Genomic DNA, 24,805 nt, shown 5'->3' with positions numbered 1-24,805 from the left:
CGTGACGGCGGGGCGCGATGGCGCGGCGCGCGGGCTTGCTGCGACGCGATGAACGCGCTTTGCTCCCGCCATGCGCTTCGCCCGACTCGCGCCTCCGGATCAGGATCGCCCGGCCTTCTTCGCCCGCCTCGATGGCGCAGCCGCGCTCGTCCTCGACGCACCACCCTGGCTCGGCGGCAAGGCCACCGGCGAGGCCGTGGCGTGGACCGAGGTGGACCTCGCCTGCCCCGTGGCCCCCACGAAGATCGTGTGTGTGGGGCGCAATTACGCCGCGCACGCGCAGGAGCTCGGCAACGACGTCCCGGTCGAGCCGCTCCTCTTCCTCAAGCCGCCCTCGGCGCTCATCGGTCCGGGCCAGTCCATCGTGCTCCCGCCGGAGAGCCAGCGGGTCGAGCACGAGGCGGAGCTCGGCGTGATCATCGGCCGCCGCTGCAAGGCGGTCCGGCCGGAGCAGGCGGGGGATCACGTGTTCGGTTACACGTGCCTGGGCGACATCACCGCGAGGGATCTGCAGCGGAAGGACGTGCAGTTCACGCGGGGCAAGGGGTTCGACACGTTCTGCCCGGTCGGGCCGTGGATCGAGACGGAGCTCGACCCGGCGGCGCTCCGCGTGCGGGCCCTCGTGAACACCCAGGTGCGGCAGGACGAGATGACGGCGCAGATGGTCTGGAGCGTGCCCACGCTTGTCGCGTACATCAGCCAGGTGATGACGCTGGAGCCCGGCGACGTCATCGCGACCGGGACGCCCCAGGGCGTGGGGCCGCTCGTGGCCGGCGACGAGCTCGTCATCGACATCGTCGGCGCCACGGCCGGGGCGCGCGGGCTCGGGGCGCTGCGCCTGTCCGTGTCGGCGCAGGGCAACGGCGCCGGCGACCGCTGAGCGACCGAGCAGCCCCTCGGCGTCGCTCTCCAGGCCCGCGAGGCCCCGACGCTCGGCCGGCCGCTGCCCGGAGCTCGGCGACGGTGCGTGATGCCTGATCGACTCAGCCGCCCGCCGCCCCTGCGGCGTTCCGCCATCGAGCGAGCGCCCGCTTCCCCGCGTTCACGGCGGTGATCAGCGGCTGGACGGGCCAGCGCTCCCGCTGCCCGGCGTGGCAGGCCCTGTGCAGAGCCCGCAGGCGAACGCCTTCATAACCCACCGTCGTTGCGGTCGCCGGAGCGCCCCCTGCCAGGGGGCCGCGCGCGCCGCAGCAGATCCCCGAGGTCACCCGATGACATCCCCTGCGACTGCGAACTCCTGGCCATGGCACCCCATCGCGCTCCTGGCCTTCGGCGTCGGCGCGGCCCCCGGCGCGGCCGCCCGAGGCCCCGCCGCGCCGAAAGAGGCCTCAGAACGGTTGCCCGTCCCGGAGCACGATGGTCACGTGCGAGAGCCCGGTGCCGCCGAGGAGCATCGCCTTCACGAGGAACTCGACCATCGTGTCCAGGCACTCGGCGGGTGAGAAGCCCGCCCGCCCGGCCCCGAGCAGGGGCAGCGCCATGCTCCGGAGCTTCATCGTGTTGGCGTGGTAGAAGCACCCTTCGAGGAGCCGCACGATGAGATCGCGGGTCGGCCGGTAGGTCGCCACGTGATCCCAGTCGAGCGTGATCGCGTGGAAGACGAACCGCGCGCTCAGCCTGCCGGCGGAGCTGACGACCACCCCGCCGTGACGCACGGGCAGGTACTTGCGCGTCTCCAGGTGGCACACGCCGCCGCTCGCGTGGTTCAGCGCCATCGCCACGCCGGCGGACATCGTGAGCTGCCCGTCGTCCGCGCTCACGAGCGCGTCGGCCGACACGCCCGCGATGTTCGCGCGCACGATCGCCAGCGTCCTGTCCCCGTGGAACTGGAAGGCGGTCACGGGCCCGACCGGGCCGCCCGCCAGGAGCACGGGGCGGACGCGCTGGTACTGCTCCAGGTACATGCGGAGCGTCAGATCGTGCGGGTCGCCCCAGCGCGTGCTCTGCGGGCCCATGAGCGCGGCCTCGATCTCCTCGAAGGACTGGAAGCGGTCCTTCGGGTCCTTGGCCAGGCAGCGCTCCAGGATGGCCTGCACGTCCTCGTCGAGCTCGGGCCGGAGCGCCCGCGGCCGGGTCGGGATGTCCTGCCGGTGCGCGAGCAGCAGCGCCAAGAGCTCCTGCTCCTCGAACGGCCGCTGCCCCGTGGCCGCGTGGTAAAATGACGCGCCGTAGCTGTAGATATCCGCCCGCGTGTCGCTCTCCTGCGGGCTCCACGCCTGCTCGGGCGCCATGTAGAACGGCGTCCCGAGCACGGTCCCCATCGCCGTGAGGGGCTGCTCGCGCAGGGCCGTGGGCCCCGTCGTGGCGGTCAGGCGCGCGAGGCCGAAGTCGGCGACCTTCAGCTCTCCGGACGGCGCGATCAGCATGTTCGACGGCTTCAGGTCGCGGTGCATCACCCCGAGCTCCGTCGCGGCGGCCATCCCCCGCGCCGCGTGGAGCATGTAGCGCCGCAGATCGTCGAGCGGCAGCGGCCCGCTCTGCAGCCGCGCGGCCAGCGATGGGCCGCCCACGTACTCCATCACCATGAACGGCGAGCGGTTCGAGAGGAAGCCGAAGTCGTGACAGCTCACAACGTGCGGCGACTTGATGAGCGCCGAGATGCGCGCCTCGCGCAGCATCCGCTCCCCTGCGTTCGGGTCCGCGTGCCCCGTGAGCACCTTGATCGCCACGACCCGCGCGAGCGCGAGGTGGCGCGCGCGGAACACGGCGCCCATCGAGCCCACGCCGAGCAGCCCCTCCACGCTGTACCGACCCGCGAGCTCCTTACCCAGCGTCGACGCGTCGATCATGGCCGAACCATCGCTTGCACCACCGAGGATGTTCGGAACCCCGCGCGCCGCGGTCAAGGGGCACGGTGCGCCGCGCACCTCCCGAGCGCGGCGTGAAGGCCCGGGAAGCGATCGCCGCCGGGCGGGACGATGTGGTGAAGACGGCGTGCGTTCAGACGGCGTGGGCCGACGGGGCGCCGCCCTGCGCGCGCTGCCGCGGCGCCTCGCGCAGCCTCGCGAGCTCGGCCTCGACGCGGGATCGGAGGCGCGGATCGTCGGCGAGCCGCCTGGCCCAGAGCCGCCTCATCCGCGCCCACACGGTGCGCCGGATCGCGCGCTCATCGAGCGCGGCGGTGGCCCCGTTGCGCTCGGCCGCGACGAGCAGCCGGGCGTAGTCGGCCGCGCTCAGGGCGCCGCGGATGGCCTCCCACGCGGCGACATAGGCCCTGTCGAACCGGTCGCGGAGCGCTCGCCCGCGGCGCTTGACCTCTTCCGCCATCGACTCGCGCCATCGTCGCTCGGCCTCGTCCCAGCGCGCCACGGAGAGGCCGTGCGCCCTGAGCACCTCGGCGCGGGGGATCGGCCTCTCCTCGAGCTCCGCCGCGACGGCAGCGCACCGCTCGAGGCTCACCTCGTCGCCGTCGCCGAGCGGAGGCGAGGCCTCGTCCAGCGCGAGGGTCGCGAGCCCCGCGGACAGGCCGGGCGCCGGCGAGGCGCGCTCGCCGGACCACGGGGCGCCGGGGATCGGCGCCTCCGGCGCGAGGCGCGGCGCCGGCATCGGGTGGATGAAGAACGGGATCGCGAGCCGCGCGCCGGCGCGCGCCTCGTCCGCGTCCGACAGGGCGAGCGTCAGGCTCGCGGCGGCGGCGACGTCGCGCTGCTGTGGCGTGAGCCCCGGCCGGCTCTGCCGCGCCGCTCCCGGCGCGAGCGCGAACGGCAGCGCCGGCGCGCGCACCGCCGCCTCGCCCTGCTCCTCGGAGAGCGCGAGCGTCTCCAGGGGCGACGGGCCCTGCGGCAGGTCGATGAGCTCGATGTCCTCGTCCGAGAGGTGGATCGTGCGTCCCGGATCCCCCGCCCGCTGGCCCGCCGGGCCGCAGGCATCGGGCGCGTCCGCCATCAGCACGGTCCCATCCGGACCGTTCCGGGGAGCGGGCGGCTGCGCGGCCTCGACGCGCCGGGCTCGCCCGAGGCGCAGATCGGGCCACGCGACCTCCTCGCCGTCGATCGCGACGCCGGCGGCGATCCGCACGGCAGCGAGGGCGTCCTCGCCGGGGACGGGGATGATCTGACGCCACACGACCGTGCAGCGCTGCTCGGCGCCGTCGATGCGGAGCGTGTCGGCGCTCAGCGCGAGGGTCTCGCCCCCTGTCGCACCGGAGGCGGCGAGCCCTTCGATCCGCGCGACCCCGCGCGCCCTCGGCAGGCGCATCTCCAGCCGCGGAGCGGCCGGGTGCAGGTTCTCGATCACGATCCACTCGTCGCCGCGCAGGAAATCGATCCGCTGGTCCGGGGGCGCCGCCTGGAAGTACGACCAGTCGAAGCCTGCGGGGATCTCCGCGTTCGGGCCCTCGAGCGTCTCGCGCCGGGTCTTGCCGAGCAGCCGCTTGCGCGCGGGCCAGGCGCGCGCGATCGGGCCGAACCCCGCGGGCCGCGCCGGGTCCTCTGGATCGACGAGGATGGCCTCGCCGCCGTTCGGGTCGACGCCGAACGGGTTCTCACACCCGTTCGCGCCGCGTACCGCCTTCTCGTAGACGAGCGGCATCCGCTGGAACGGCTTACCGTCGCGGACCAGGAGGCGTTTGTCGAGCGCGCAGCCGCTCGCGCCGAAGACCGCGATCCGCACCGGCAAGGACAGGACCTGCGCGCCGTCAGGAGCATGCGCGTCGCCCGTGAAGAGGACGTCGGCGCGGCCCAGGTAGGGCGCGAGGTCGCCGGTGAACCGCACGCTCCGCGCGGGGTTCTTGCCGTGATGGACCTCGGCGCGGAGGATCTCCTGCGGCGCCGTCCGCCACATGGCCGCGCCGGGCGTGAACGCGAAGCTCGCCTTGACGACGATCGTGATGTACCGCCGGCCCTGCGTGCGCCAGGAGACGGCGGCGGCCTCGGCGCCGGGGAGCGCCGTCACGATGTCGGGGGGGAGCGCGCTCACGCTCGCGCGCTCGGGCAGCTGCTGCCGGCCATGGCTCGCCTCGTCGTCACGCATTGCTTCGCGACGAGGAGTACCTCGCGGGTGGTGACGGACGTGTTGCAATCCCGTGATCCGCGTGTGGAGCCAGCGCCCTCGCGGCCCGCCCGGCGCGGCGCACGGCGATGACGGCGCGCGCCGCGCCGCCGCTCACCCGCCGCGCAGCCTCGCCCTGCATTCCCGGACGAAGCCGATCTCGCTCTGCCCCGCCTCGATCCGCTCGATCCACCAGGCGAGCCCCGGGTAGGTGCTCCGGATGCGCTCCGCCTGCTCCACGAAGCGCGCCGCGTCTCCCCGGGCGGCGTGGAGCTCGGCGCGGAGCGCGTGGGCCTCCGGCGCGTAGACGCCGTCGAGCACGTCGAGCACGGCCGGGTCCACGTCGCAGAGCGACTCCGGCCCGTACATCAGGTAGCGCAGGACGCGGTTGAAGCGGAGCGGATCGCCCGGATCCACGCGGGTGTCGACCGGCGCGCCGCCGTCCGGGGGCAGGCTCGTCCAGCGGCCCCAGGAGCCTGCGCGGGCGATCTCGGGCGCGAGGCGCTGCAGCTCGCGCTGCTCCTCGAGATCCGGCGCCGCGAGCTCGATCGGCACCGGCGGGCTCTCCACGCGGTCGGGCGGCCCCACGTAGATGATCACCAGCGTGTAATGCCCTGGCTCGAGACCCGAGGGCAGATGCGAGGAGACGTCGATGAGCATGCGCCGGCACGCCCCCGGCGATAGCAGGAACACCGGCGTGCCGAGCTCGCGGACCACGACCGGAGAAGGCTCGGTCCTCACGACCTCCTCGCCCGAGCCCGCCCTCGTGAGGCGAACGCCGATCGCGCCGGCGCTGCCTGCCCAGCTCGCGCGCGGCAGCCGCCTGATGCAGGCGCCGGGGCGATCGGCGCACACCGTGATGGCCACGTGCAGGGGAAAGCCGAGCACATAGCGGCGGTCGTGATCGATCGAGCGCAGCGCCAGGCCGGGCGGGCCGGCGGGCTCTCCCTCGTTGCACGCAGGATTATCCGACATGACAGCCTCTCATCTCCATCGCAGTCCTCTGTTCTTCTCGAGGCGCACGCGCCGGGTCTCCTTCACGTGGCGCCCGCACAGGTCATCGCCGACCAGCCCGGCGGTCCCCGGGATGAGCTGCTGGTCGGCGTCGATCATCCAGTGGGAGCGGTAGTTCATGCAGCACGTGGTCCGCCGCGGCGTCAGGTAATCGAAGTAGCCGCACTTGTGCGGCATCCCGAACGCGTGCGTGAGCTCATGAACGATGGTGTGGAGCGTGCCTTCCTCGTACCCGCTCCGGGGCTGCTCGCGCTCGGGGTCCCACCACGCCCTGTGATGGGTGAAGAGGATCGTCCTGCCGGCGAAGTACCTCGCCGTTCCGAGGTCGATCGTGGGGCTCATGCCGGCGGTGTAGACGGCGCCCGGCCCCCGCACGACGGCCTCGACGCGCGCGGGGATGCCATAGCCCGGGGGCTCCCACGCCGCGCCCCTGCGGCGGGCGCGAGGGAAGAAGAAGAGGCGGTCCCTGTACGCATGCGCCACGGACCCGTCGCCCGCGGTGAACCGGCCCTGGATGTCGTGCGGATCGAGCCAGAGCTGGGTTCGCGGCGGGTCGGACAGGACGGACGCGATCGCGACCGAAAATCCGATCTGCTCGCCATTCCAGCGGAACGTGACGTAGCTCGCGTCCGGGTGCTCGCCCGGGATCTCCACGTACTCTCTGCGCCTCTCTCCCTGCCCGCCGTCCAGGATCGTCACAGCCCCGGTGAACAGCAGCGCGCCCTGGAGCTCGGGCAGAGGGTGCGGCTCCAGCGCGGCGATCAGGCAGAACCAGCCCGGCTCCCCGGCGTGGGAGAAGATCTCGCTCACGAAGCGGGACGCCTGCTCGCCGAGCGTGCTCGCGTCGAGCGAGAGGTGCTGCAGGTCCTGGATCACCCGCTCTTCGGAGAAGTCGAGCTGGGTGAAGACCAGCTCGAAGTGCCTCGGCACCTGCGCGAGCGGCAGCGCAAGCGCGCTCTCCATCCTTATGTACTCGACGTCGATCCGGCGCCAGAGCGTCATGATCCCGGTCTCGTCGGCGGCGGCTTCCGCAAGGCCCTCGGCCTCGATCTCGGCGCGGACGATCAGGTTGTCTCCGGCGATATCGGTCATGTGCCGCCGGATCGTGCTCCGCCCCCCCACGATTGCCGTGCTCGCGCTGGTCTCCGCGACGTCGGACAGCGGGTAGCCCTCCACCTCTTCCCAGCTCGGGCTCCTGTCCGGCGTCCCCTCGTTGTCCCCTTCGACAGGCCCCACGTACCCTCCCGCGGCGTCGTAATCGTTCTCGTCGAGGGTGGGGCCCCAGTCCGGGTGCACCTCCGGCCGCTCGTTGGACGGGTCGTCCGGATCGCGCGCGCTCCAGCGGATCCGCGCGCCTTCCGGGAGCTCGCCGTCGGGGCTCGTCACCTCGGCGGTGATCTCGATGAGCTGCGTATTCCTCGCCCAGCGCCCGTCGAGATCGCGATTGATGTAGACGCGTCCCTGGTTATCCAGGCTCGTGTAGCCGGGCCTGACTCCAGCCGCTCGGGTCGTCCCCGGCGGCGCGGAGCTGTCCGGAAAGCCCGGGAGATAGAGACCTTTGATATCGACGATCCGGACGGTGACCATCGGCATGAAGCATTGCAAATGCCGGGCTCAGTCCGGCCGCCTCCGGGCGTCTCATCGCGGCAACGCGAACGGGGTGGAAGAGCGGAGCGGTCCTGGGAAGCGCGCAGAAGTCGAGCCCCTCGGCGGCGCGCTTCGCCCGAGGAGGAGCGCCGCCGCGGTGACAACGGAGGACAGCGCGGCGCTCCGCGGCGATCCACCCGGCAGCCTTCAACGTGGCCTGGAGGCCCCATTGCCGCTTTCTCCCGGCGCGCGTTCGTGCGTAGACTCCGCGCCCTCATGAGCTTCGAGCCAGTTGCAGGGTTTCGCTTCGGCGCCATCAGCGCGGGGATCCGGAAAGACGGGCGTATCGACGTCGCGCTCGCGGTGGCGGATCAGCCGGCGGTGGTCGCCGGCATGTTCACCCGGAACCTCGTGCGCGCCGCGCCCGTGGACATCGCCATGCAGCGCGTCCTGTCGGGGCGCGCCCGCGCCGTCGTCGTCAACAGCGGATGTGCCAACGCCTGTACGGGCGAGGCCGGCTGGAAGGCCGCGCTCGATACGACGCGCGCCGTCGCCGAGGCCATCGGCGCCCAGGAGGACGAGGTCCTGCCCGCCTCGACCGGCGTCATCGGCGCCGTCTTGCCGGCGCACCGGATCGTCGAGCGAGTCCCCGAGCTGTCGGCGCGCCTGTCGCCGAGGGGCTACCTCGACTTCGCCCAGGCGATCTGCACGACCGACCGCTGGCCGAAGCTCTCTCAGCGCAAGCTGGGCGGGGGCGCCACGCTGCTCGGCATCGGCAAGGGCGCCGGGATGATCCACCCCGACGTCGGGCCGCCTCACGCGACGATGCTCGTCTTCCTGTTCACCGACGCCGTGCTCGACCCGGGCGAGGCGAACGCGGCGCTTTCGGCCTCGTGCGACGTGACGTTCAACGCGTGCACCGTCGACGGGGACACCAGCACCAACGACACGGTGCTCCTCCTGTCCTCCGGCGCGTCCCAGCGCCGCGCGTCGCGCGACGAGCTCACGGCGGGCCTCACCGAGGTCTGCGGCGAGCTGGCGCGCTCGATGGTGGCCGACGGCGAGGGCAGCACGCACGTCGCCGAGATCCGCGTCCGCGGGCTCGCGACGCGCGACGGGGCGCGCACCGTGGCGCGCACGGTGGCCACGTCGATGCTCGTGAAGACCGCGCTGTTCGGCAAGGACGCGAACTGGGGGCGGCTGCTCGCCGCCGCGGGGCGCGCCGGCGTCCCGTTCGATCCGAGCGAGGTCCAGATCCTCGTCGGCGGGATCCCGATCGTGCAGAGCGGCGCGCCCGTCGGGGCGGAAGCCGAGCTCAAGGCGAACGAGGTGCTCGCGCGCGACACCTACGTCATCGAGCTCGTGCTCGGCAGCGGTCCCGGCGATTTCTCCTACCTGACGAGCGACCTCGGGCACGGCTACGTCGACGTGAACGCCGGCTACCGCTCGTGAGCCGCGCGGGGCGATCGGCCGGGCGGCTCGCGGAGAGCGCGCCCACGTCTTCGCCCTGACCGGAAGCGCCTGCTGCGTCCGGCGGATCCAGGCCAGCCCCAGAGCGACGACCCTCCGTCGCCTCACGTTGTGCGCCTCGGCCCAGCGAACGTCGCGCGACGAGACGCGGCCGAGGCCAGTGAACCTCGCGCGACGAGAGCTGGTGAACGCAGGTTCACAATGCGCGAAGCCGGTCGGGCTTCCCCGCGATCCTCTCCGGCGGCCCCCTGGCACGCTGCGTGTTAGCGGGCGGCATGGTAGTCGTGCGGGAGGGCCGCGCCGGTGCCGGCCGCCGCTGGAGGACTTCGATGCTTCTTTATTCCCCCCTTGCGAAGATCCTGGGTCGAGGCGCGCTGTTCCTGATGATCGCCGCGACCGCGGCGGGCTGTGGCGGCTGTGGTGACGCCACGCTCCAGTGCGACCGCGACGGCGAGAACTGTTTCCTCTGCGACGGCTACGGGTGTCGCCCGGCGGAGTCCGACGTGGGCGCTGGCGGCGCCGGCCAGGGCGGCGCTGGCCAGGGCGGCGCCGGTCAGGGCGGCGCTGGCGGCGAGGAGGTCGCCTGCGACGCGGAGCTCACCACGTGTCCCTGCGACGGCGACGACGCGTGCGAGGACGGCACGCGGTGCGTCGAAGGGCTCTGCATCGCGGCGTGCGAGTTCAGCTACGAGTGCGGCGCGGACCGGGTGTGCGTGAACGGCGAGTGCGCCGACGGCTGCTCCGACAGCGCCCCCTGCGCGGCGGCCGGCACGCGCTGCGACCGCGGTGTCTGCGTCCCCGACCCCGCGAACCCCGAGTGCAGCGACGCGGCGCCGTGCGAGGGCGGCGCGCTCTGCGTCGAGGGCGCCTGCACCGCCCGGTGCACGACGCACGACGACTGCGCCGCCGGCGAGGTGTGCAATGCGGTGACCGGCGCGTGCATGGCCGACCCTTCGCCGCAGCCCGGATGCGCCACCACGGCCTGCGCGGCCCAGGGCCAGGAGTGCATGGAAGACGGCTACTGCCACTACCCCTGCGACAGCGAGCAGGCCTGCCGGCTCATCGACAGCCGCTTCGTCGGCTGCAACGACGGCTTCTGCAAGACACGGGAGGAGGTCGCGCCCGAGTGCACGCTCGACGAGCCCTGCCCTGACGGCGAGAGCTGCATCTCCGGCGAGTGCCGCTGATCCGCCGCCGCTGACCGAGGCCCCTCGCGCCGCCGTTCCGCCGCGGCGGACGAAGGGCCTCCATCGACGCCCCCTCACCTTCCGCGGTCCTGCCCCCGCACACCTTGACCGTCCGTCATGCGGCGGGTAATCGCCTCGGATGGTCGCCCGCTCCCCCGTGCATCGGCCCGCGTCGCTCCTCGTCCGGATCGCCCGCGCCGCCGTCGTCTCGCTCGCCCTCGCCGCGCCGAGCGTCGCCGCCGCCGAGACCCGGATCGCCGTGGTCGACGTGCAGCACGCCGTGATGCAGACCGAGGACGGCATCCGGGCGCAGGCCACCCTGAAGAAGCTCTTCGACCGGCGGCAGCAGGAGCTCGACGCGAAGCAGACCGAGCTCCAGCGGGCGCGCGAGGACATCGAGAAGCAGTCGCGCGTGCTCTCGCGCGAATCGATGCAGAAACGGATGGAGGACTGGCAGCGCCAGATGGTCGAGCTCCAGACCGTGTTCGTCGACTACAATAAGGAGCTGCAGAAGAAGCAGGGAGAGCTGACCGGGCCCATCGTCAAGAAGATGATGATCATCGTCGCCCGGATCGCGAAGAGGTCGGGTTACGAGATCATCCTGGACAAGCAGGCGGCCCCCTATGTGCGCGCCGACCTCGATCTCACGGAGCAGATCATCCAGCTCTACAACACCGGCGGCGGCGAGGACGACGCGGGCGGCAACCAGGCGGAGAAGAAGGACATCGCCAAGTAGCGCGCTGTCCGCGCGCTCCACGCCGCGGAAAGGAGCCGGCCTTGCCCGAACGACCCCAAGAGCCCGTCACGCTCGAGATCCATCAGATCCTGTCGATCCTGCCGCACCGCTACCCGCTCGTGATGGTCGACCGCGTGACGGAGGTCACCGCCAACAAGAGCATCCGCGGCTACAAGTGCGTCGCGTACAACGAGCCCTGGTTCCAGGGGCACTTCCCCCAGCGGCCGATCATGCCCGGGGTGCTGATCCTGGAGTCGCTCACGCAGCTCGGCGGCATCCTCGCCTACGCGTCGGACCCGTTCGACGCGACCTCGAACCTCATGTTCTTCCTCGGCATCGACAAGGCGAAGTTCCGCCACACCGTGACGCCCGGCGACCGGCTCGATCTCTACGTCGAGGTGCTGCACCACCGCTCGAACGTCTGGAAGCTGCGCGGCGAGGCGAGCGTCGACGGCACGCTCTGCGCCGAGGGGGAGATGCTCGCCTCCGTCGTCGATCGCGAGCCCTGATTCAGAGAGGAAGATCTCACCATGAGCCGGAGCCCGTCGCCGTCGTTCGCCCGCATCGCCGCTGTCCTCTGCGCCGCCATCGCCCTCTCGCTCCCGGCCGGCTGCGGCGGCGCCGCGACCGCCGCCCCGCCGGCGCCTCAGGCGGGCGGCGGCCTGATCGGCTCGGCGGCGCCCGAGCTCGCGGCCGAGGTCGTGAGCGGCGAGGGGCCGTCCACGCTGAAGGACGCGAGCGGCAAGGTGGTGATCGTCGATTTCTGGGCGACCTATTGCCACCCCTGCAGGAAGTCGTTCCCCAAGTACCAGGAGCTCGTCGAGCGCTTCGGCGGCGATCTCGCGGTGCTCGCCGTCGCCCTCGACGCCCCCGAGGACGCCTCGAAAGAGCAGCTCGTCGAGTTCGCGGACGAGGCGGGCGTCAAGTTCAAGATCCTCTGGGACAAGGACCAGAGCGCGGCAAAAAATTACAACCCGCGGAGAATGCCGACCGCCTTCATCGTCGACCGGAGCGGCGTCGTGCGCCACGTCCACGCGGGCTACGAGGACGGCGAAGAGGAGAAGATCTCCCGGGAGATCGAGGCGCTGCTCGGCGAAGCGGCCGGTCCGCCGGGAGCTGCTCCGCCGGCGGCACCTCCCCCGGCCGAGGCGCCCGCGCCGAGCGACGACGGCCGCTCCTCTCCGTGAGCCCCGTGCGAAGGCGGCGATTGCCCTCATGTCCCCTACCCTGATCCGGCGCGTCTCGATCGAGGCGCTCGACATCCCGCTGCACGAGCCGTTCGGCATCGCTGGCGGCGCGCAGGAGCGCGCGGCGAACCTCCTCGTCACCGTGGAGCTGGCCGACGGGACGCTCGGCTTCGGCGAGGCCGCGCCGCTGCCCGCCTTCAACGGAGAGACGCAGGAGGCCTCGCGCGCCGCCGCCCTCTCGCTGCGCGCGGCCGTGGTGGGCGCGGACGCGCGCGCGTGGCGCGCCATCGCTGTCGCGCTCCGCGCCGCGGCGGGCGGCGGCGCCGGCGCGGCGCGCTGCGCGATCGAGACGGCGATCCTCGACGCGCTCGCGAGGCGCGCCGACATGCCGCTCTGGGCCTTCTTCGGCGGCTCGGGGACGGCGCTCACCACCGACATCACCATCACCACGGGCTCGCCGGAGCGCGCGGAGGAGGCCGCGCGGCGCGCCTCGGCCATGGGCTTCCGCGCGCTCAAGGTGAAGGTCGGGGGCCACCTCGCCGCGTCGGACCCCGCGCGCATCGAGGCGATCTACGCGGCGGCGCCGGAGGCGTCGCTGATCCTCGACGGCAACGGCGGGCTCACGGCGGGCGAGGCGCTCGCGCTCGTCGCGCACGCGCGCCGGCTCGGCGCGCGCGTCGCGCTCCTGGAGCAGCCCGTGCCGCGCGACGACTGGGACGGCATGAAGGAGGTCACGCGCCGCGCCGGCGTCGACGTGGCCGCCGACGAGAGCGTCGCCTGCGCGGCGGACGTCCTCCGCGTCGCGTCGGAGCGCGCGGCGACCGTGGTCAACATCAAGCTGATGAAGGGCGGCGTCGCCGAGGCGCTCGACATCGCGGCGGTCGCCCGCGCGGCGGGGCTCGGGCTGATGATCGGCGGGATGGTCGAGTCGATGCTCGCGATGACGGCGTCGGCCTGCTTCGCCGCCGGCCTCGGCGGGTTCTCGTTCGTCGATCTCGACACGCCGATGTTCCTCGCCGAGAACCCCTTCGACGGCGGCTTCGTCCAGCGAGGCCCGGCGCTCTCGCTCGAGGGGATCCGGGCCGGGCACGGCGTCACCCCGAAGCGCCGCGATCCGGGAGCCGGCTAGCGCGCCGAGGCGCAGGCCCCGGCGCGCTCACGCCGCGGGCGCCGCGCCGATCCACGCCGGCACGCCGAGCTGGTCGAACGGCCCTCGCAGGTCGTCGGGCAGCGGCGCGGCGATGCACAGGGGGGCGCCCGTCTCGGGGTGGGCGACGGCGAGCTCGGCCGCGTGCAGCGCGAGGCGGTGCAGCGCGTAGCGCTCGCGGAAGAGGCGGTTGTGCTCGCCCTTGCCGTAGTTGACGTCGCCGATGATCGGGTGGCTGATGTGCTTGAGGTGCCTCCGCACCTGGTGCAGGCGCCCCGTGCGCGGGCGCGCCTCGACCACGGCGTAGCGCTCGAGCGCGTGGAGGCGCTCGAAGTCGGTGACGGCCGGGACACGCGGGCCCCCCTCGCGCCGCGGGATCGGGTGATCGACGCACCCGCGCTCGGGGGGCACGCCGCGGACGAGCGCCAGGTAACGCTTGCGCACGAGGCCCTGCTCGAACTGCGCGCAGAGCAGCGCCGCCGCGACCGCGTCGAGCGCGACGAGCAGCACGCCGCTCGTCGCGCGGTCGAGGCGGTGGACCGGAAAGACCTTCCGGCCCAGCGTCCGCTCGGCGAGATCGACGAACACGACCGGCGCGCTGCCCCAGCCGCGGTGCACGAGCAGCCCGGACGGCTTCGCGAAGGCGGCGACGCGGTCGTCCAGGTGGAGCAGGGAGAGCTGCATCGCGGAGGCGGCGCTCAGCCGGTCCCCAGGGCGAGGTACCGCGCGAGCCGCTGGTACAGGGCGGCCGCGAGCTCGGCGTCGTGGTCGCACACCTCGGCGAAGTCGTCCTTGCGGATCCGGATGAGCCGCGTCCGCGCCGCGGCCACGGGCAGATCGCCCTTGCGACGCGCGCCCACGAGCGACTCGGGGAAGAGCAGGCCTGAGGAGACGATCCGCCGCCCGTCGGCCAGGTCCACGGCCCCGTCGAGCACCAGGTAGGCGACAAGATCGCTCGCGACGTCGCGCGGGATGCGATCGCCCGCGCCGAGCTCCACCTCGACGCCCGCCGCGAGCGCCCCGAGCACCGCGGCCGGGCTCATGCCGGCGAGGAGCGGGCAGGCGGAGATCACCGAGAGGTCGCGCGAGGACGGACCGGCGTCGTCCGCGCGCTTCACGAAGCGCTCCTTGATGTCGATGACGATCACGCTCGCGTTGTCGAGCCCGCCCCGGTCGCGCGCGTGCTTGAGGAGGCCCGCGGCGACGTCCTCGGGGCCGCCCTTCGCGCAGAAGCGGGAGAGCGACGCCTCGCTGTCGATCGCGTTGTGCACCCCGTCGGTGCAGAGGAGGATGCGATCGCCGCGCGAGAGATCGACGAACAGGGTGTCCACCGAGACGGTGCCCGCGAGCCCGATCGCGTTCACGAGCGGGTTCCGCTGCGGCTTCCTGGCCGGCGTCGGGTTGCCGGCCGCACGGAGCGTGTCGTAGAGGGCGTGGTCCTGCGTGAGCTGGACGGTGGTGGTCGGGCGAACGAGGTACGCGCGGCTGTCGCCCGCGTGGGCGAAGAAGGCCCGGCTGTGCGCGAGCACCACGAAGTCGAGCGTCGTGCCCATCCCCTGGTAGCTCGGCTCGGTGCGGCGCGCCTCCAGGATGGCCGCGTGCGCCGCCTCGCCCACGCGGCGGAGCAGCGCGAACACCTCGCGGCGCGCCTCGATGTTCGGGTCGGCCACGTACGCGTCGAGGATGGCGGCCGCGGGCGGGCGGAGCACCTCGTCGCGCAACGTGTCGATCGCGATCTGGGCGGCGACCTCCCCGGCGGCGTGGCCGCCCATCCCGTCGGCGATGCCGAAGAGGGCGAGCTCGGGGCAACAGAGGATCCGGTCCTCGTTGCTCGGGCGGACGAGGCCGACATCGGTCGATGCGGCGAACTCGATACGATAGTCGAAGCGCGGGAGGATCTGGGACACCGCGACCAGGATAGACACCGTGCGGGCGGCGTCAAAATCGCGCGGCTCTTGACGACCGCGCGCCCGCTCGCCCGCGCTCGCCCCCCGGGTCCCTGGGCCGCGCCGCGCGATCGTTGCCGGGGACACGCCGGCGGCCCGGCGCGCCGTGCGCACCGGCCGCGGCGAGGCCGTGCCCCCGGCAGACACACCAGCGTGCAACGCGCACGGATCCACGGTTGGCCCGACTCTCGCGTCTTCCTGGGGCATGCAACTCATCGAGGTGGACGTCGGGCGCTTTCGGCTCGAATTCGGCGGCGGGCTCGGGCTGGAGGTCATCCTCCTGTTCAGCCGCTCGGTGGCCTTCTGGCGCTGGGGTGGCGAGCTGGTTGCGGAGGTCAGCGTCGGCGTGAGCTGAGCCGGACAGCCGTCGTCTCGGCCCGCGCCCACCGGCCGCAGCAGATTCGGGGCGCGCAGCGAAAGAGCCCCAGACGAAAAATTCCGGTAGGATTCGGCTCGACCGCATGAGGCCTTGCTGCTGTCTGCCATCCACCACGCTCGCTCCTGCCGCGGCGCCGCCGCAGGCTCGCACAGCGATTCCGCCGTTCACGCTCGAGCCCGGCGGGCCGGCGCGGCGAACGATCGCGCGCGCGGCTTGGCGCATCATCTGGAGCGCGCGATGACCGTGCAACCGCGGATCGACGTCGCCGCCATGCGGCGCGCCCTGTCCACCGCCGAGGCGGTGATGGCGCTGAACCCGCCCGAGTCGCCGATGCTCGATGGATACCGGCTGTTCCGGGTGTCGGGCGGCGACGTCGCGTGGCTGGACATGCCCGCGAACACCGGGGCGTACGCCGTCTTCGGCTCGCACCCGCGCTGCGACGTGAAGTTTGCGTCGGGCGACGACGTGTGCGTGCGCCACCTGGTCGCCACCTGCTGCAACCTCCCCGACGGCGCCTTCGGCCTGCGGCTCATGGATCTGCAGACCTCGATCCCGTTCTTCGTCGACGACGACGTGCCGCGGCGGTCGATCGTGGTCAGCGGCCCGCTGCTCGTGCGCATCGGCAAGCATGTGGTCGGCGGGCTCCCGGTCGGGCCGCGCGCCTCGTCGCGGGTGCTGCAGGTGAGCTCGTGCGGGATGAGCGAGCCGCCGCGCGGGATCGAGAGCATCGCGGAGAAGCTCGCCGACAGCGCCGCGCCCCCGGCGCCGACCGAGGGCATCACGACCAGCCATCGGTTCGCTCGCGGGGAGATCTCGCACATCACGTCGGTGCGACCCGTCTCGCACATCGAGGAGATGGTCGCGCCGCGCGCGAAGACCGGGTACGTTCGGCTCACGCTCCAGTCGAGCGAGCGCAGCGCCGCGGTCGAGCTGCCCGAGCAGGCGCTCGACGACGGCGTGCTGCTCGGGCGCGCCGACAACTGCCTGGACCGCGGGCTGCGCGCCGTCCTGAGCACCCACATCTCGCGGACCCACCTGCTGCTCCTGCGCGACGGCACCGAGATCATGGCCCTCGATCTCTGCTCGACGAACGGGACGAGGTACGCGGGCCAGAAGGTCCGCCGCGTGATGATCCCCGCCGAGGGTCTGGCCCTCACCCTGGGCCCCGAGCTGACGCTGATCTGGCACCCGCAGACGTGAAGCCGGCGGCCCTCGCGGCGGCGAGGGTCGAGGCCGGCGTCCCTCCGGCCTCGACCCTCGCCCCTCGCCGCCGCGCAGCGTGCGGCGCGCGCTACGACAGGAGCTGGCGGGCGATGACGATGCGCTGGATCTGGCTCGTGCCTTCGTAGATCTGGAGGACCTTCGCGTCGCGCATCATCTTCTCGACGGGGTACTCCTTCACGTAGCCGTTGCCGCCGAACACCTGGACGGCGTCCACGGCGGTCTGCATGGCGCTGTCGGCGCCGTAGGCCTTCGCGAAGCTCGAGACGATCGGATCGCGCACCCCGTGATCGAGGTTCCACGCGGCCTTCTGGTAGAGCAGGCGCGTCCCCTCGACGCGGATCGCCATCTCCGCGAGCATCCACTGGATGAGCTGGTGGTTGCCGATCGGCTGGCCGAACGTCTTGCGCTCCTTGGCGTAGGCCACGCACTCCTCGAGGCAGCGCCGCATCAGGCCCGTCGCGGCCGCGCCGATGTCGGGGCGGGTCTGGTTGAACGTCTCCATCGCGAGCTTGAAGCCCTGGCCCTCCGGCGCGAGGAGGTTCTCCTTCGGCACCTTCACGTCATCGAGGAACACCTGCGCGGTGTCGCTCGCCCGCTGGCCGAGCTTGTCCTCCTTCTTGCCGACGCGGAGGCCGGGCGTGTCGCGATCGACGATGAACGCCGCGATCCCCTTGTGCCGGAGCTCCGGGTTCGAGGTCGCGAAGATGACGTAGTAGCGCGCGTAGCTCGCGTTCGTGATCCAGCACTTCTGCCCGTTCAGCACGTAGTCGTCCCCGTGCTTGACGAAGCGGGTCTTGAGCCCAGCGACGTCGCTGCCCGCGTCCGGCTCGCTCGTGCAGTAGCTCGCCATGATCGGCTCGGCGGTGAGCATGCCGAGGTATTTCTTCTTCTGCTCCTCGCTGCCCGCGAGCTTGATGGGCGTGAGCGCGAGGCCGTTCGCGAGGAAGCTCGTCTGGATCCCGGTGCACCCGTACGAGAGCTCCTCGGCGAGGAGGGCGTTCTCGAGCTCGCCCATCCCCGGGCCGCCGTACTCGGCCGGACAGGTCGGGTTGACGAGGCCGAGATTCCAGCCCTCCACGAAGACATCCATCGGGAAGTACGACTTCTGGTCGCACTCGGCCGCGATCGGGGTGACGCGCTCCTTCGTGAAGCGCCGCGCCGTATCGATGAGAGCCTTGTGCTCTTCGCTCACAGAGAAATCGACCACGTGACCTCCGGCTAGTGCGGCGGGGACGGCGCTCACCGAGCCCGCCGGCAACGCGGGACGAGGGCTCGCGCCCCCGTCACTCCTTCATTCTGCGCTTACGTCGCTCGAGCTCGGCGCGCACGGCGCGGCTGCCCAGGATGTAGCCGACGATCAGCCCCAGCATCAGCACCACGGGGATGTAGAGCGCGTGCTGCGGGGTCATCTCCCCGAGGTTCGGCATCAGCTCGTCCCCTGGCCCGCGCCGGCCCGCGCCTTCTGCACGGCGGCCTCGAGCACGTCGATCCGCCGGTCGATCTGCTTCTGCCGGCGCCAGGAGAGGAAGACCATCGCGAAGACGATGAGCCAGATCGCGGCGTAGGCCTCGACGAGCAGCTTCTCTCCGCTCTGCATCTGGTTGCCGCCCTCCACGGGGCGGAACGCCTGCGCTCGGTCGCCCAAGGCCGTGTCCGTCGGTTGCTGCAGGGCCGCGTGGGCGAACAAGGAATGAAGGGATTTCACGTTATCAGTCCTCTCCGATACCGACTTCGAGGGCCTCTTGCTCGAGCTCCGCGAGCCGCGCCGACGCGAGATCGACGCGGAGGCGCGCCCACAGGAGCGCGAGGGAGAGCAGGGTGAAAGAGAGGAAGCCGAGGCCGAGCGCCAGCTTCATGTCCGGATGCCCGAGGCCGCCGCCCTTGCCCGTGATGACCGTGGGATGGTTGCCACCCCACATCTTCACCGAATAATGGATGATCGGCAGGTTCGCCGCGCCGAGGACGCCGAGGGCCGCGGCGAACTTGCGCTCGGCATCGCTGTCGCCCGTGAAGGCGCGGAGCACGACATAGGCGATGTAGATAAGGACGCTGAGCAGCGAGGTCGTCAGGCGCGGGTCCCACGTCCAGTACACGCCCCACGCCTTGGCGGCCCAGAGCGGGCCGGTGATGAGGACGATCAGGCCCATCGCCACGGCGACCTGCGCGCCGGATTTCGCCAGCGAGTCCCACCACTGCGTGCCGCGCGCGAGGTAGCCGGCGGAGCCGATGAAGCAGGCGGTCGCACCGAGGTACATCGCGTACCCGGCCGGGGCGTGGAAGTAGAAGATCTTCTGCACGATCCCCATCGAGGCCTCCGTCGGCACGACGTAGGCGACGAAATGGAGGGTGCCGATGATGGCGAGGGCCGACGCGGCGAGCAGGACCGAGAAGGCGATGCTGGAGCCTCCCGACGCGCCGCGCGCCGCCGTGTCCCCGCTCGCTGCCAAAGCCACCCTGCGCGGCGCCCGCTCGTCGTTGGCTCCCATGCTAGCGCGCCACCGTAGTGCCAAGGACGGTCGCGTTCAAGCCGCGGTTGGGGTCGGACGCGGGGCGGGCGAAGGTCGGCGAGGGGCGGCGAGGCGGCGGCGAAGGTCGACGAGGCAGCGGCGAGGGCGGGAGGCGCGGCGAGGCGACCCCCTCGCTCAGCGCGGCCGCCCCCTCGGTCAAGTACCATCCGGAGCGATCGCGTCCCAGCCGGTCGCCTTCGCGAGGCGCGACATCGCCATGTCGAGCTCCATCGTCGCGTTCAGCTGGTTGAAGCGGTTCGTGGCGTACGCCTTGGCTGGATCAATCAAGTCCTTTTCCGCCATCGTCCCGACGTCGATCCCTGTCTGCACCATCACGAGCCAGCGCTTCCCGTACCTGGCCGCCTTCGTGTAGGCCTCGAGGCGCTTCTGGGCCTCCACGACCTCGGCGTAGGCGGTCTCGACCTCGGTCGCGACCCCGCCCATGGCGAAGCGCTGCGTCGCGGCCATCTCCTCGAGCTGCGCCTCGGCGAAGCGGATGCGCGCCGACTGCGGGAGCAGGTCGAGCTTCCATTGCAGCACGAGCGCGGCGCCGTAGTGGAAGTAGTTGCCGGGGTCGCTCGTGAACGGGTTCAGCTGATCCGCGACCTCGGGCGCGGCGCTCACCCCGACCTGCAGGCCGATGCCGATGTCGGGGAACAGCTGCGCGCGCGCGAGCCGCACCTGCGCGGACCTCGCGTCGAGGCCCGCGCGCGCCTGCGCGAGCTCCGGCCGGTACAGGCGCGCCGCGGTCAGGTATCGGCTGACGTGCCCGAGCTGGTGCTTCGGCGGGCGGATCGGGACGTCGGGGATGTCGAGCTCCGCGACGCCCGTGTAGAAGCGCAGCCCCGCCAGCGCGACCGAGACGTACTTTTCGACCTCCGCCCCGCGCGCCTCGAGCTCGGCCCCGAAGGTCTGGAGCTTGAGCAGCTCGATCGGATCGCCCTCGTCGCTCTCGACCTGCTCCTCCAGGCGGCGGAGCGCCCTGTCCATCTCGGTCCTCACGTCCGTGAGCAGGCTCCGCGAGTCGCGCGCGAGCTGGAGGCCGAAGTAAGCCTTGCGGACGTCGAGTCGCACCGCGTCCCGCTCCTTCTCCACGCTCGCCTGGCTCACGCGGACGTTCGCCTCGGCGGCGTCCCAGAGGCTCGTGATCTTCCCGAAGGTCCAGAGCGGCACCACGCCGTCGATGTTGGCGCGCCAGGCGACCCCGAGGCTCGAGGTGAGCGAGACGTCGGTGTTCGGGCTGAAGATGTTGTTGCCGCGGACGGTCGGCGCGAGGGCGACGCCGCCGGTCAGCTTGAACTGCGAGAACGGGGCGTAGCGGGCCTCGTCGAGCTGCGCGCGGACCTGGTTGAGCTTCGCGCGGGCGGCGAGGACGTGCGGGTGATTGCGGTCGGCGAGCGCGAGGACGCGGGGGAGATCGTGGATCATCGCCGCCTGTCTCGGGGGAGCCGCGCCGGTGTCGGCGGCGGCGGGGAGCGGGGCGAGCCGGACCGCGAGGGAGACGGCGGCGGCAAGGGCACCTCGTGCAGCGCGTCGGGCCATTTTCGGCGCAACGTAGCACGAGCCGGCCACGCGCTTGCGCGGCGCGCGGCGCGCGCGCGTCAGCCCGCCTCGTCCCCGTCCGGCGCCGCCGCTGCCCCCGCGCCTTCCCCGTCCCCCGCCCCGTCCCCCTCGGCCGCCTCGTCTCCCCTCGACGCGACCTTTTTCTTGAGCCTCCGGAAATTCGAGCGATCCATGCCCGCCTGGCGCGCCGCCTCGCTGAGGTTGTTGCCCGTGCGCTGCAGCAGGCGCCCGATGTAGATCCGATCGAACGCGTCGATGGCGCGCTCCTTGGCTTCCGCGTACGGGAGCTCGCAGAGCTGCGCGGGCAGGACGAGCGCGTCCCTCGGAGGGCGCCGATCCGGCCCCGCGCGCCCCGACACCGAGGGCGGCAGATCCGCGGGCAGGACGGCGTCGCCGCGGGCGGAGAGCACGGCGTGCTCGATCGCGCTCTCGAGCTCGCCCGCGTTGCCCGGCCAGGCGTGCTCGCGCAGGAGGCGCGCCGCCTCGGGGCCGATCCGCTTGACGTCGCGCTCGTGCCTGCGCGCGCACCGGTGCAGGAAGTGGCTCGCGAGCAGCGCGATGTCCTCCCGGCGCCGCCGGAGCGGCGGCAGCTCGATGACGATGACGCCGAGGCGGTACAGGAGATCCTCCCGGAACTGTCCGGCGGCGGCGCGCTCCCTCAGATCGGCGCACGTCGACGCGATGACACGGACGTCGACGCGGCGCGGCTCGCCCCCCGGCCCCGCGACCTCGCCGCGCGTGAGGACCCGCAGCAGCCTGGCCTGCGCCGCGAGCGGCAGCGCCGAGACCTCGTCGAGGAAGAGCGTGCCGCTGTCCGCCGCCTCGATCAGGCCCCCGCCGGCGCGCCCGTCCGGCGAGGTCTCGCGCTCCCCGCCGAAGAGCTCCTCCTCGGCGCGCGACGCCGGGAGCGCGCCGCAGTCGACCGCGACGAACCGCCGCCCGGCGCGCGGCCCGCGCCGGTGGACGGCGCGCGCGACGAGCTCCTTGCCCGTCCCGCGCTCGCCCGACAGCAGGATGGGCGCGCCCACGGACGCCACGCCGAGCGCCCTCCGATACGCGTCCTGCATCGCGGCGGAGCTCGCGATCACCTCGCCGAGCTGCTCGTGCTCGCCGACGCGCTCCTCGAGGGCCCTCGCGCGCCCGGCGAGCCGCCGGCGCTCGACGGCGCGCTCGATCGCGATCGAGAGCGCGGCCTCCGGCTCGACGGGCTTCATCACGAACGCATATGCGCCGGCGCGCACGGCCGCGACCGCGGCGTCGACCTCGTCGTGGCCGGCCATCACCACGACCTCGACGTCGGGGTACGCCGCCTTGATCTGGTCGAGCACCTCGGCGCCGCTCATGCGCGGCATGGCGAGGTCGAGCAGCACCGCCTCGACGCGGGTGGTCGCGAGCAGCCCGAGCGCCGCGGGGCCGTCCTCCGCGGTGAGGACGTCGAAGTCGCGCACGAGCGCGCGCGCGAGGCCGCGGCGCTGGGCGGGCTCGTCGTCGACGAGGAGGATACGGGCGCGAGCTCTGGCGTTCACGAGGCGGGGCGGCGGGGCAGGACTAGATGGGCTTGCGTGAGGTGAGCGGCGCGAGATCGGCGCCCCGGCGCGTCTGCGGCTCCCTCGGCTCGTCCTGGGCCGCGGGGAAGGCGGGATCGCTGGACCGCCGGAGCTTGCCCGGGGGCGGCGGGGGCGGCGGCTCGGCGCTCCCGGTCGGCGTGTAGATCTGGCCGTGCTGCTGGAAGACGCAGATCCGGTTGCCGCCCTCGCGCTTGGCCTGGTGGAGCGCGCTCTCCGCGGCGCGGATGAGCGCGTCCTTGGAGCGGACGTCGCGCGAGGGGTAGAGCGAGACGCCGATCGACACGCTGCACGGCCTCGACGCGCCGCCGAACTCGACCGGGTTGCCGGAGGCCTCGCGCCAGATCCGCTCGGCCACGGTCAGCGACCCGGCGAAGTGCGTGCTCGGCAGGACGATGAGGAACTCCTCGCCGCCGTAGCGCGCGATCACGTCGACCTCCCGGACCGAGCGGCGGATCCCGTCGGCGATGCGCCGGATCACCGCGTCGCCGAGCGTGCGCCCCCCGATGTCGTTCATCGCCTTCAGCCGATCGATGTCGACGAGCACGCAGGCGAACGGCTCGTGGTAGCGCTCCGCGCGCTTGAACTCCTCGTTGAGCCGCGTGAAGAGGTAGCGGTAGTTGTAGAGCCCCGTCATCTCGTCGTGGATGGAGAGCTGCTCCAGGTAGGCGCGCTGCGCCGCGACGTGGTCGTGCAGCCGCTTGATCCGGAGCATCGCCCCGACCCGCGCGAGCAGCTCCTCCTCCTCGAACGGCTTGCACACATAATCGTCGGCGCCGATCTTGAGCCCCTCGACCCGGCTCGCGGTGTCGGTCTTCACCGTGACCAGCACGACGGGGAGGAACGTCTCTGCGGTCATGCTCTTGAGCAGCCGGCACGCCTCGAGGCCCGTGAGCCGGGGCATCACGATGTCGAGGAGGGCGAGGTCGACCCCTCCCCGACCGATGAGCTCGATCGCCTCCTGGCCATCGTCGACCGCCTCGACCTGGAAGCCGGCCTTCTGGAGGATGCTCACGAGCATCTGCCGCGCGAGACGGTCGTCGTCGGCGACAACGATCCTGGCCGGTCGGCTGCTCAGGAGCTCGACCGGCACAGAGAGCGGAGCGCCACGGATGTCCTCGCTGTTCGGCACGGTCACATCCTCCCTTCGGGCGGGGCCGGGCGCAACGAGATCGCACGCTCGCGGAGGCCGCCTCTCGTCGCCGGGCACGCCGTCCGCTCGTCGGCACCGCGCCGCGCGGGCCCTCGCATGAATCGCGCGCGCGTTGCCTGTCGCGCGCGAGCTGTCATCGCCCCGGTTTCGCGGTAAGGACCTCCGCATGAATCAGGCGCGGTTCTGGAAGCTCGCGGCGGTCGCGCTGGCCTTCACGCTCGGCGTGATCGTGTGGGGCGCGTTCGTGCGCGCGACAGGCTCGGGGGCCGGCTGCGGCAGCCACTGGCCCACGTGCAACGGCGACGTCATCCCACGATCTCCGAGCGCGGCGACCTTCATCGAGTTCACGCACCGCGCCACCTCGGGCGTCGCCTTCCTGCTCGTCGCGCTGCAGCTCGTCTGGGCCCTGGTCGCCTACCCGACGGGCCACCCGGTGCGCGGCGGCGCGGCCGCGTCGATGCTGCTCATGGTCACCGAGGCGGCGGTCGGCGCCGGCATCGTCCTGCTCGAGTACGTCGCCAACGACGCGTCGGCGGCCCGCGCGCTCTGGATGGCCGTGCACCTCATCAACACGTTCCTGCTGGTGGGCGCCATGACGTGCACGCTCTACTGGGCGCGCGGGGGCCGGCGCGTGCGCCTGCGCGGCCAGGGCGCGACGGGCGCGCTGCTCGCCGCCGCGCTCCTGGGCGTCCTCGCGGTGGGGGTGACGGGGGCCATCGCGGCGCTCGGCGACACGCTCTTCGCGGTGGGCTCGCTCCGCGAGGGGCTCGCGCAGCATTTGTCGCCCACGGCGCACTTCCTTGTGTCGCTGCGCGTGCTGCACCCGGTCGTGGCGGCGGTCGTGAGTGTTTACCTGCTCTACGCCCGCGGCGCGATCGCGGCCCGGCGCCCCTCGCCGCTTGTCGAGCGGCTCGCGGCGGCGACCGGAGGGCTCGTGCTGCTGCAGATCGGCGCGGGGGTCCTCAACCTCCTGCTGCTCGCGCCGGTGTGGATGCAGCTCGTCCACCTCCTGCTCGCCGATGCGCTGTGGATGGTCCTCGTCACGCTCGCGGCCGCCGCGCTGAGCGAGCCGGCCGGGGCGGCGGACGCGGGCCCGCGCGGGGAGAAGACGCAGCCGGAGGCGGTCGCCACCCTGGGGTAGCCCGACGCGA

At 72.7% G+C, this 24,805-nt stretch carries 23 protein-coding genes; 10 read left to right on the top strand and 13 right to left on the bottom strand.

The genetic code is table 11. The features are described from left to right. Window positions 1-70 precede the first annotated feature (70 nt). On the top strand, window positions 71-880 hold the full coding sequence (locus WMF17_RS14770; protein WP_437650062.1) for a fumarylacetoacetate hydrolase family protein: 810 nt from the start codon (window positions 71-73) through the stop codon (window positions 878-880). Between the two features lie 448 nt (window positions 881-1,328). Here WMF17_RS14770 and WMF17_RS14765 read toward each other — a convergent pair whose 3' ends face one another. The 4 genes from WMF17_RS14765 to WMF17_RS14750 all read right to left on the bottom strand — a co-directional run bounded on the left by WMF17_RS14765 (window position 1,329) and on the right by WMF17_RS14750 (window position 7,596). After that, the gene (locus WMF17_RS14765) at window positions 1,329-2,789 is read right to left on the bottom strand and encodes a serine/threonine-protein kinase (RefSeq protein WP_437650060.1); all 1,461 of its coding nucleotides are present in this window, start codon (window positions 2,787-2,789) and stop codon (window positions 1,329-1,331) included. Between the two features lie 151 nt (window positions 2,790-2,940). Next, window positions 2,941-4,971 carry a DUF2169 domain-containing protein gene (locus tag WMF17_RS14760; protein ID WP_437650059.1) on the bottom strand — a complete coding sequence of 677 codons (2,031 nt, stop codon included), beginning with the start codon at window positions 4,969-4,971 and terminating at the stop codon, window positions 2,941-2,943. A gap of 132 nt (window positions 4,972-5,103) precedes the next feature. Then, window positions 5,104-5,964, bottom strand: a complete 861-nt coding sequence (locus WMF17_RS14755; protein WP_437650057.1) for a hypothetical protein — start codon at window positions 5,962-5,964, stop codon at window positions 5,104-5,106. Between the two features lie 9 nt (window positions 5,965-5,973). After that, entirely contained in the window at window positions 5,974-7,596 is a 1,623-nt protein-coding gene (locus WMF17_RS14750; RefSeq protein ID WP_437650055.1) for a hypothetical protein, read from the bottom strand. 270 nt (window positions 7,597-7,866) lie between these two features. Here WMF17_RS14750 and argJ point away from each other — a divergent pair, with 270 nt between their 5' ends. The 6 genes from argJ to WMF17_RS14720 all read left to right on the top strand — a co-directional run bounded on the left by argJ (window position 7,867) and on the right by WMF17_RS14720 (window position 13,299). Continuing rightward, on the top strand, window positions 7,867-9,042 hold the full coding sequence (argJ, locus tag WMF17_RS14745; protein WP_437602687.1) for a bifunctional glutamate N-acetyltransferase/amino-acid acetyltransferase ArgJ: 1,176 nt from the start codon (window positions 7,867-7,869) through the stop codon (window positions 9,040-9,042). Window positions 9,043-9,389: 347 nt separating this feature from the next. Next, on the top strand, window positions 9,390-10,247 hold the full coding sequence (locus WMF17_RS14740) for a hypothetical protein (RefSeq protein WP_437650053.1): 858 nt from the start codon (window positions 9,390-9,392) through the stop codon (window positions 10,245-10,247). 139 nt (window positions 10,248-10,386) lie between these two features. Beyond that, window positions 10,387-10,983, top strand: coding sequence for an OmpH family outer membrane protein (locus WMF17_RS14735; RefSeq protein WP_437602684.1), 597 nt, complete (start codon window positions 10,387-10,389; stop codon window positions 10,981-10,983). Window positions 10,984-11,024: 41 nt separating this feature from the next. After that, window positions 11,025-11,492, top strand: a complete 468-nt coding sequence (gene fabZ, locus WMF17_RS14730; RefSeq protein WP_437602683.1) for a 3-hydroxyacyl-ACP dehydratase FabZ — start codon at window positions 11,025-11,027, stop codon at window positions 11,490-11,492. Between the two features lie 21 nt (window positions 11,493-11,513). Beyond that, window positions 11,514-12,170 carry a TlpA family protein disulfide reductase gene (locus WMF17_RS14725; protein ID WP_437650051.1) on the top strand — a complete coding sequence of 219 codons (657 nt, stop codon included), beginning with the start codon at window positions 11,514-11,516 and terminating at the stop codon, window positions 12,168-12,170. 28 nt (window positions 12,171-12,198) lie between these two features. After that, the gene (locus tag WMF17_RS14720; protein ID WP_437650049.1) at window positions 12,199-13,299 is read left to right on the top strand and encodes a dipeptide epimerase; all 1,101 of its coding nucleotides are present in this window, start codon (window positions 12,199-12,201) and stop codon (window positions 13,297-13,299) included. 27 nt (window positions 13,300-13,326) lie between these two features. Here the strand turns inward: WMF17_RS14720 and WMF17_RS14715 are convergent, their stop codons facing one another. Then, the gene (locus WMF17_RS14715; RefSeq protein WP_437602678.1) at window positions 13,327-14,001 is read right to left on the bottom strand and encodes a pseudouridine synthase; all 675 of its coding nucleotides are present in this window, start codon (window positions 13,999-14,001) and stop codon (window positions 13,327-13,329) included. Window positions 14,002-14,015: 14 nt separating this feature from the next. Next, on the bottom strand, window positions 14,016-15,224 hold the full coding sequence (locus WMF17_RS14710; RefSeq protein WP_437602677.1) for a protein phosphatase 2C domain-containing protein: 1,209 nt from the start codon (window positions 15,222-15,224) through the stop codon (window positions 14,016-14,018). A gap of 244 nt (window positions 15,225-15,468) precedes the next feature. On the opposite strand from WMF17_RS14710, the gene WMF17_RS14705 reads away from it, so the two are divergent. Both WMF17_RS14705 and WMF17_RS14700 read left to right on the top strand, forming a co-directional pair. Then, window positions 15,469-15,618: a hypothetical protein gene (locus WMF17_RS14705; protein ID WP_020735437.1), complete on the top strand. Its 150-nt coding sequence runs from the start codon at window positions 15,469-15,471 to the stop codon at window positions 15,616-15,618. A 261-nt stretch (window positions 15,619-15,879) separates the two neighbouring features. After that, window positions 15,880-16,842: an FHA domain-containing protein gene (locus WMF17_RS14700; RefSeq protein ID WP_437602676.1), complete on the top strand. Its 963-nt coding sequence runs from the start codon at window positions 15,880-15,882 to the stop codon at window positions 16,840-16,842. A 91-nt stretch (window positions 16,843-16,933) separates the two neighbouring features. Here WMF17_RS14700 and WMF17_RS14695 read toward each other — a convergent pair whose 3' ends face one another. The 7 genes from WMF17_RS14695 to WMF17_RS14665 form a co-directional block, all read right to left on the bottom strand. Further along, window positions 16,934-18,073: an acyl-CoA dehydrogenase family protein gene (locus WMF17_RS14695; RefSeq protein WP_437650047.1), complete on the bottom strand. Its 1,140-nt coding sequence runs from the start codon at window positions 18,071-18,073 to the stop codon at window positions 16,934-16,936. Between the two features lie 76 nt (window positions 18,074-18,149). After that, complete coding sequence (locus WMF17_RS14690; protein WP_165373172.1) at window positions 18,150-18,293, bottom strand: hypothetical protein; 144 nt, start codon at window positions 18,291-18,293, stop codon at window positions 18,150-18,152. Beyond that, window positions 18,293-18,571 (bottom strand): CcmD family protein, encoded by a 279-nt coding sequence (locus tag WMF17_RS14685; RefSeq protein WP_437602675.1) that lies wholly within the window; start codon window positions 18,569-18,571, stop codon window positions 18,293-18,295. Before WMF17_RS14685 ends, WMF17_RS14690 begins: the two co-directional genes overlap by 1 nt. 4 nt (window positions 18,572-18,575) lie before the next feature. After that, the gene (locus tag WMF17_RS14680; protein WP_437602674.1) at window positions 18,576-19,352 is read right to left on the bottom strand and encodes a cytochrome c biogenesis protein; all 777 of its coding nucleotides are present in this window, start codon (window positions 19,350-19,352) and stop codon (window positions 18,576-18,578) included. Between the two features lie 177 nt (window positions 19,353-19,529). Further along, window positions 19,530-20,801, bottom strand: a complete 1,272-nt coding sequence (locus WMF17_RS14675; RefSeq protein WP_437650045.1) for a TolC family protein — start codon at window positions 20,799-20,801, stop codon at window positions 19,530-19,532. Between the two features lie 173 nt (window positions 20,802-20,974). Beyond that, window positions 20,975-22,462 carry a sigma-54-dependent transcriptional regulator gene (locus WMF17_RS14670; RefSeq protein ID WP_437602672.1) on the bottom strand — a complete coding sequence of 496 codons (1,488 nt, stop codon included), beginning with the start codon at window positions 22,460-22,462 and terminating at the stop codon, window positions 20,975-20,977. 22 nt (window positions 22,463-22,484) lie between these two features. Continuing rightward, window positions 22,485-23,633 (bottom strand): diguanylate cyclase, encoded by a 1,149-nt coding sequence (locus tag WMF17_RS14665; RefSeq protein ID WP_437602671.1) that lies wholly within the window; start codon window positions 23,631-23,633, stop codon window positions 22,485-22,487. Between the two features lie 187 nt (window positions 23,634-23,820). Between WMF17_RS14665 and WMF17_RS14660 the strand changes: the two genes are divergently transcribed. Then, the gene (locus tag WMF17_RS14660; RefSeq protein WP_437602670.1) at window positions 23,821-24,795 is read left to right on the top strand and encodes a COX15/CtaA family protein; all 975 of its coding nucleotides are present in this window, start codon (window positions 23,821-23,823) and stop codon (window positions 24,793-24,795) included. Window positions 24,796-24,805 lie beyond the last annotated feature (10 nt).

Origin of the sequence: Sorangium sp. So ce362 (genome assembly GCF_051519845.1) — a bacterium.
Taxonomy (GTDB): domain Bacteria; phylum Myxococcota_A; class Polyangia; order Polyangiales; family Polyangiaceae; genus Sorangium.
The sequence above is the reverse complement of the archived record's forward strand: the minus strand, read 5'-3'. Positions and strand labels throughout refer to the sequence as shown.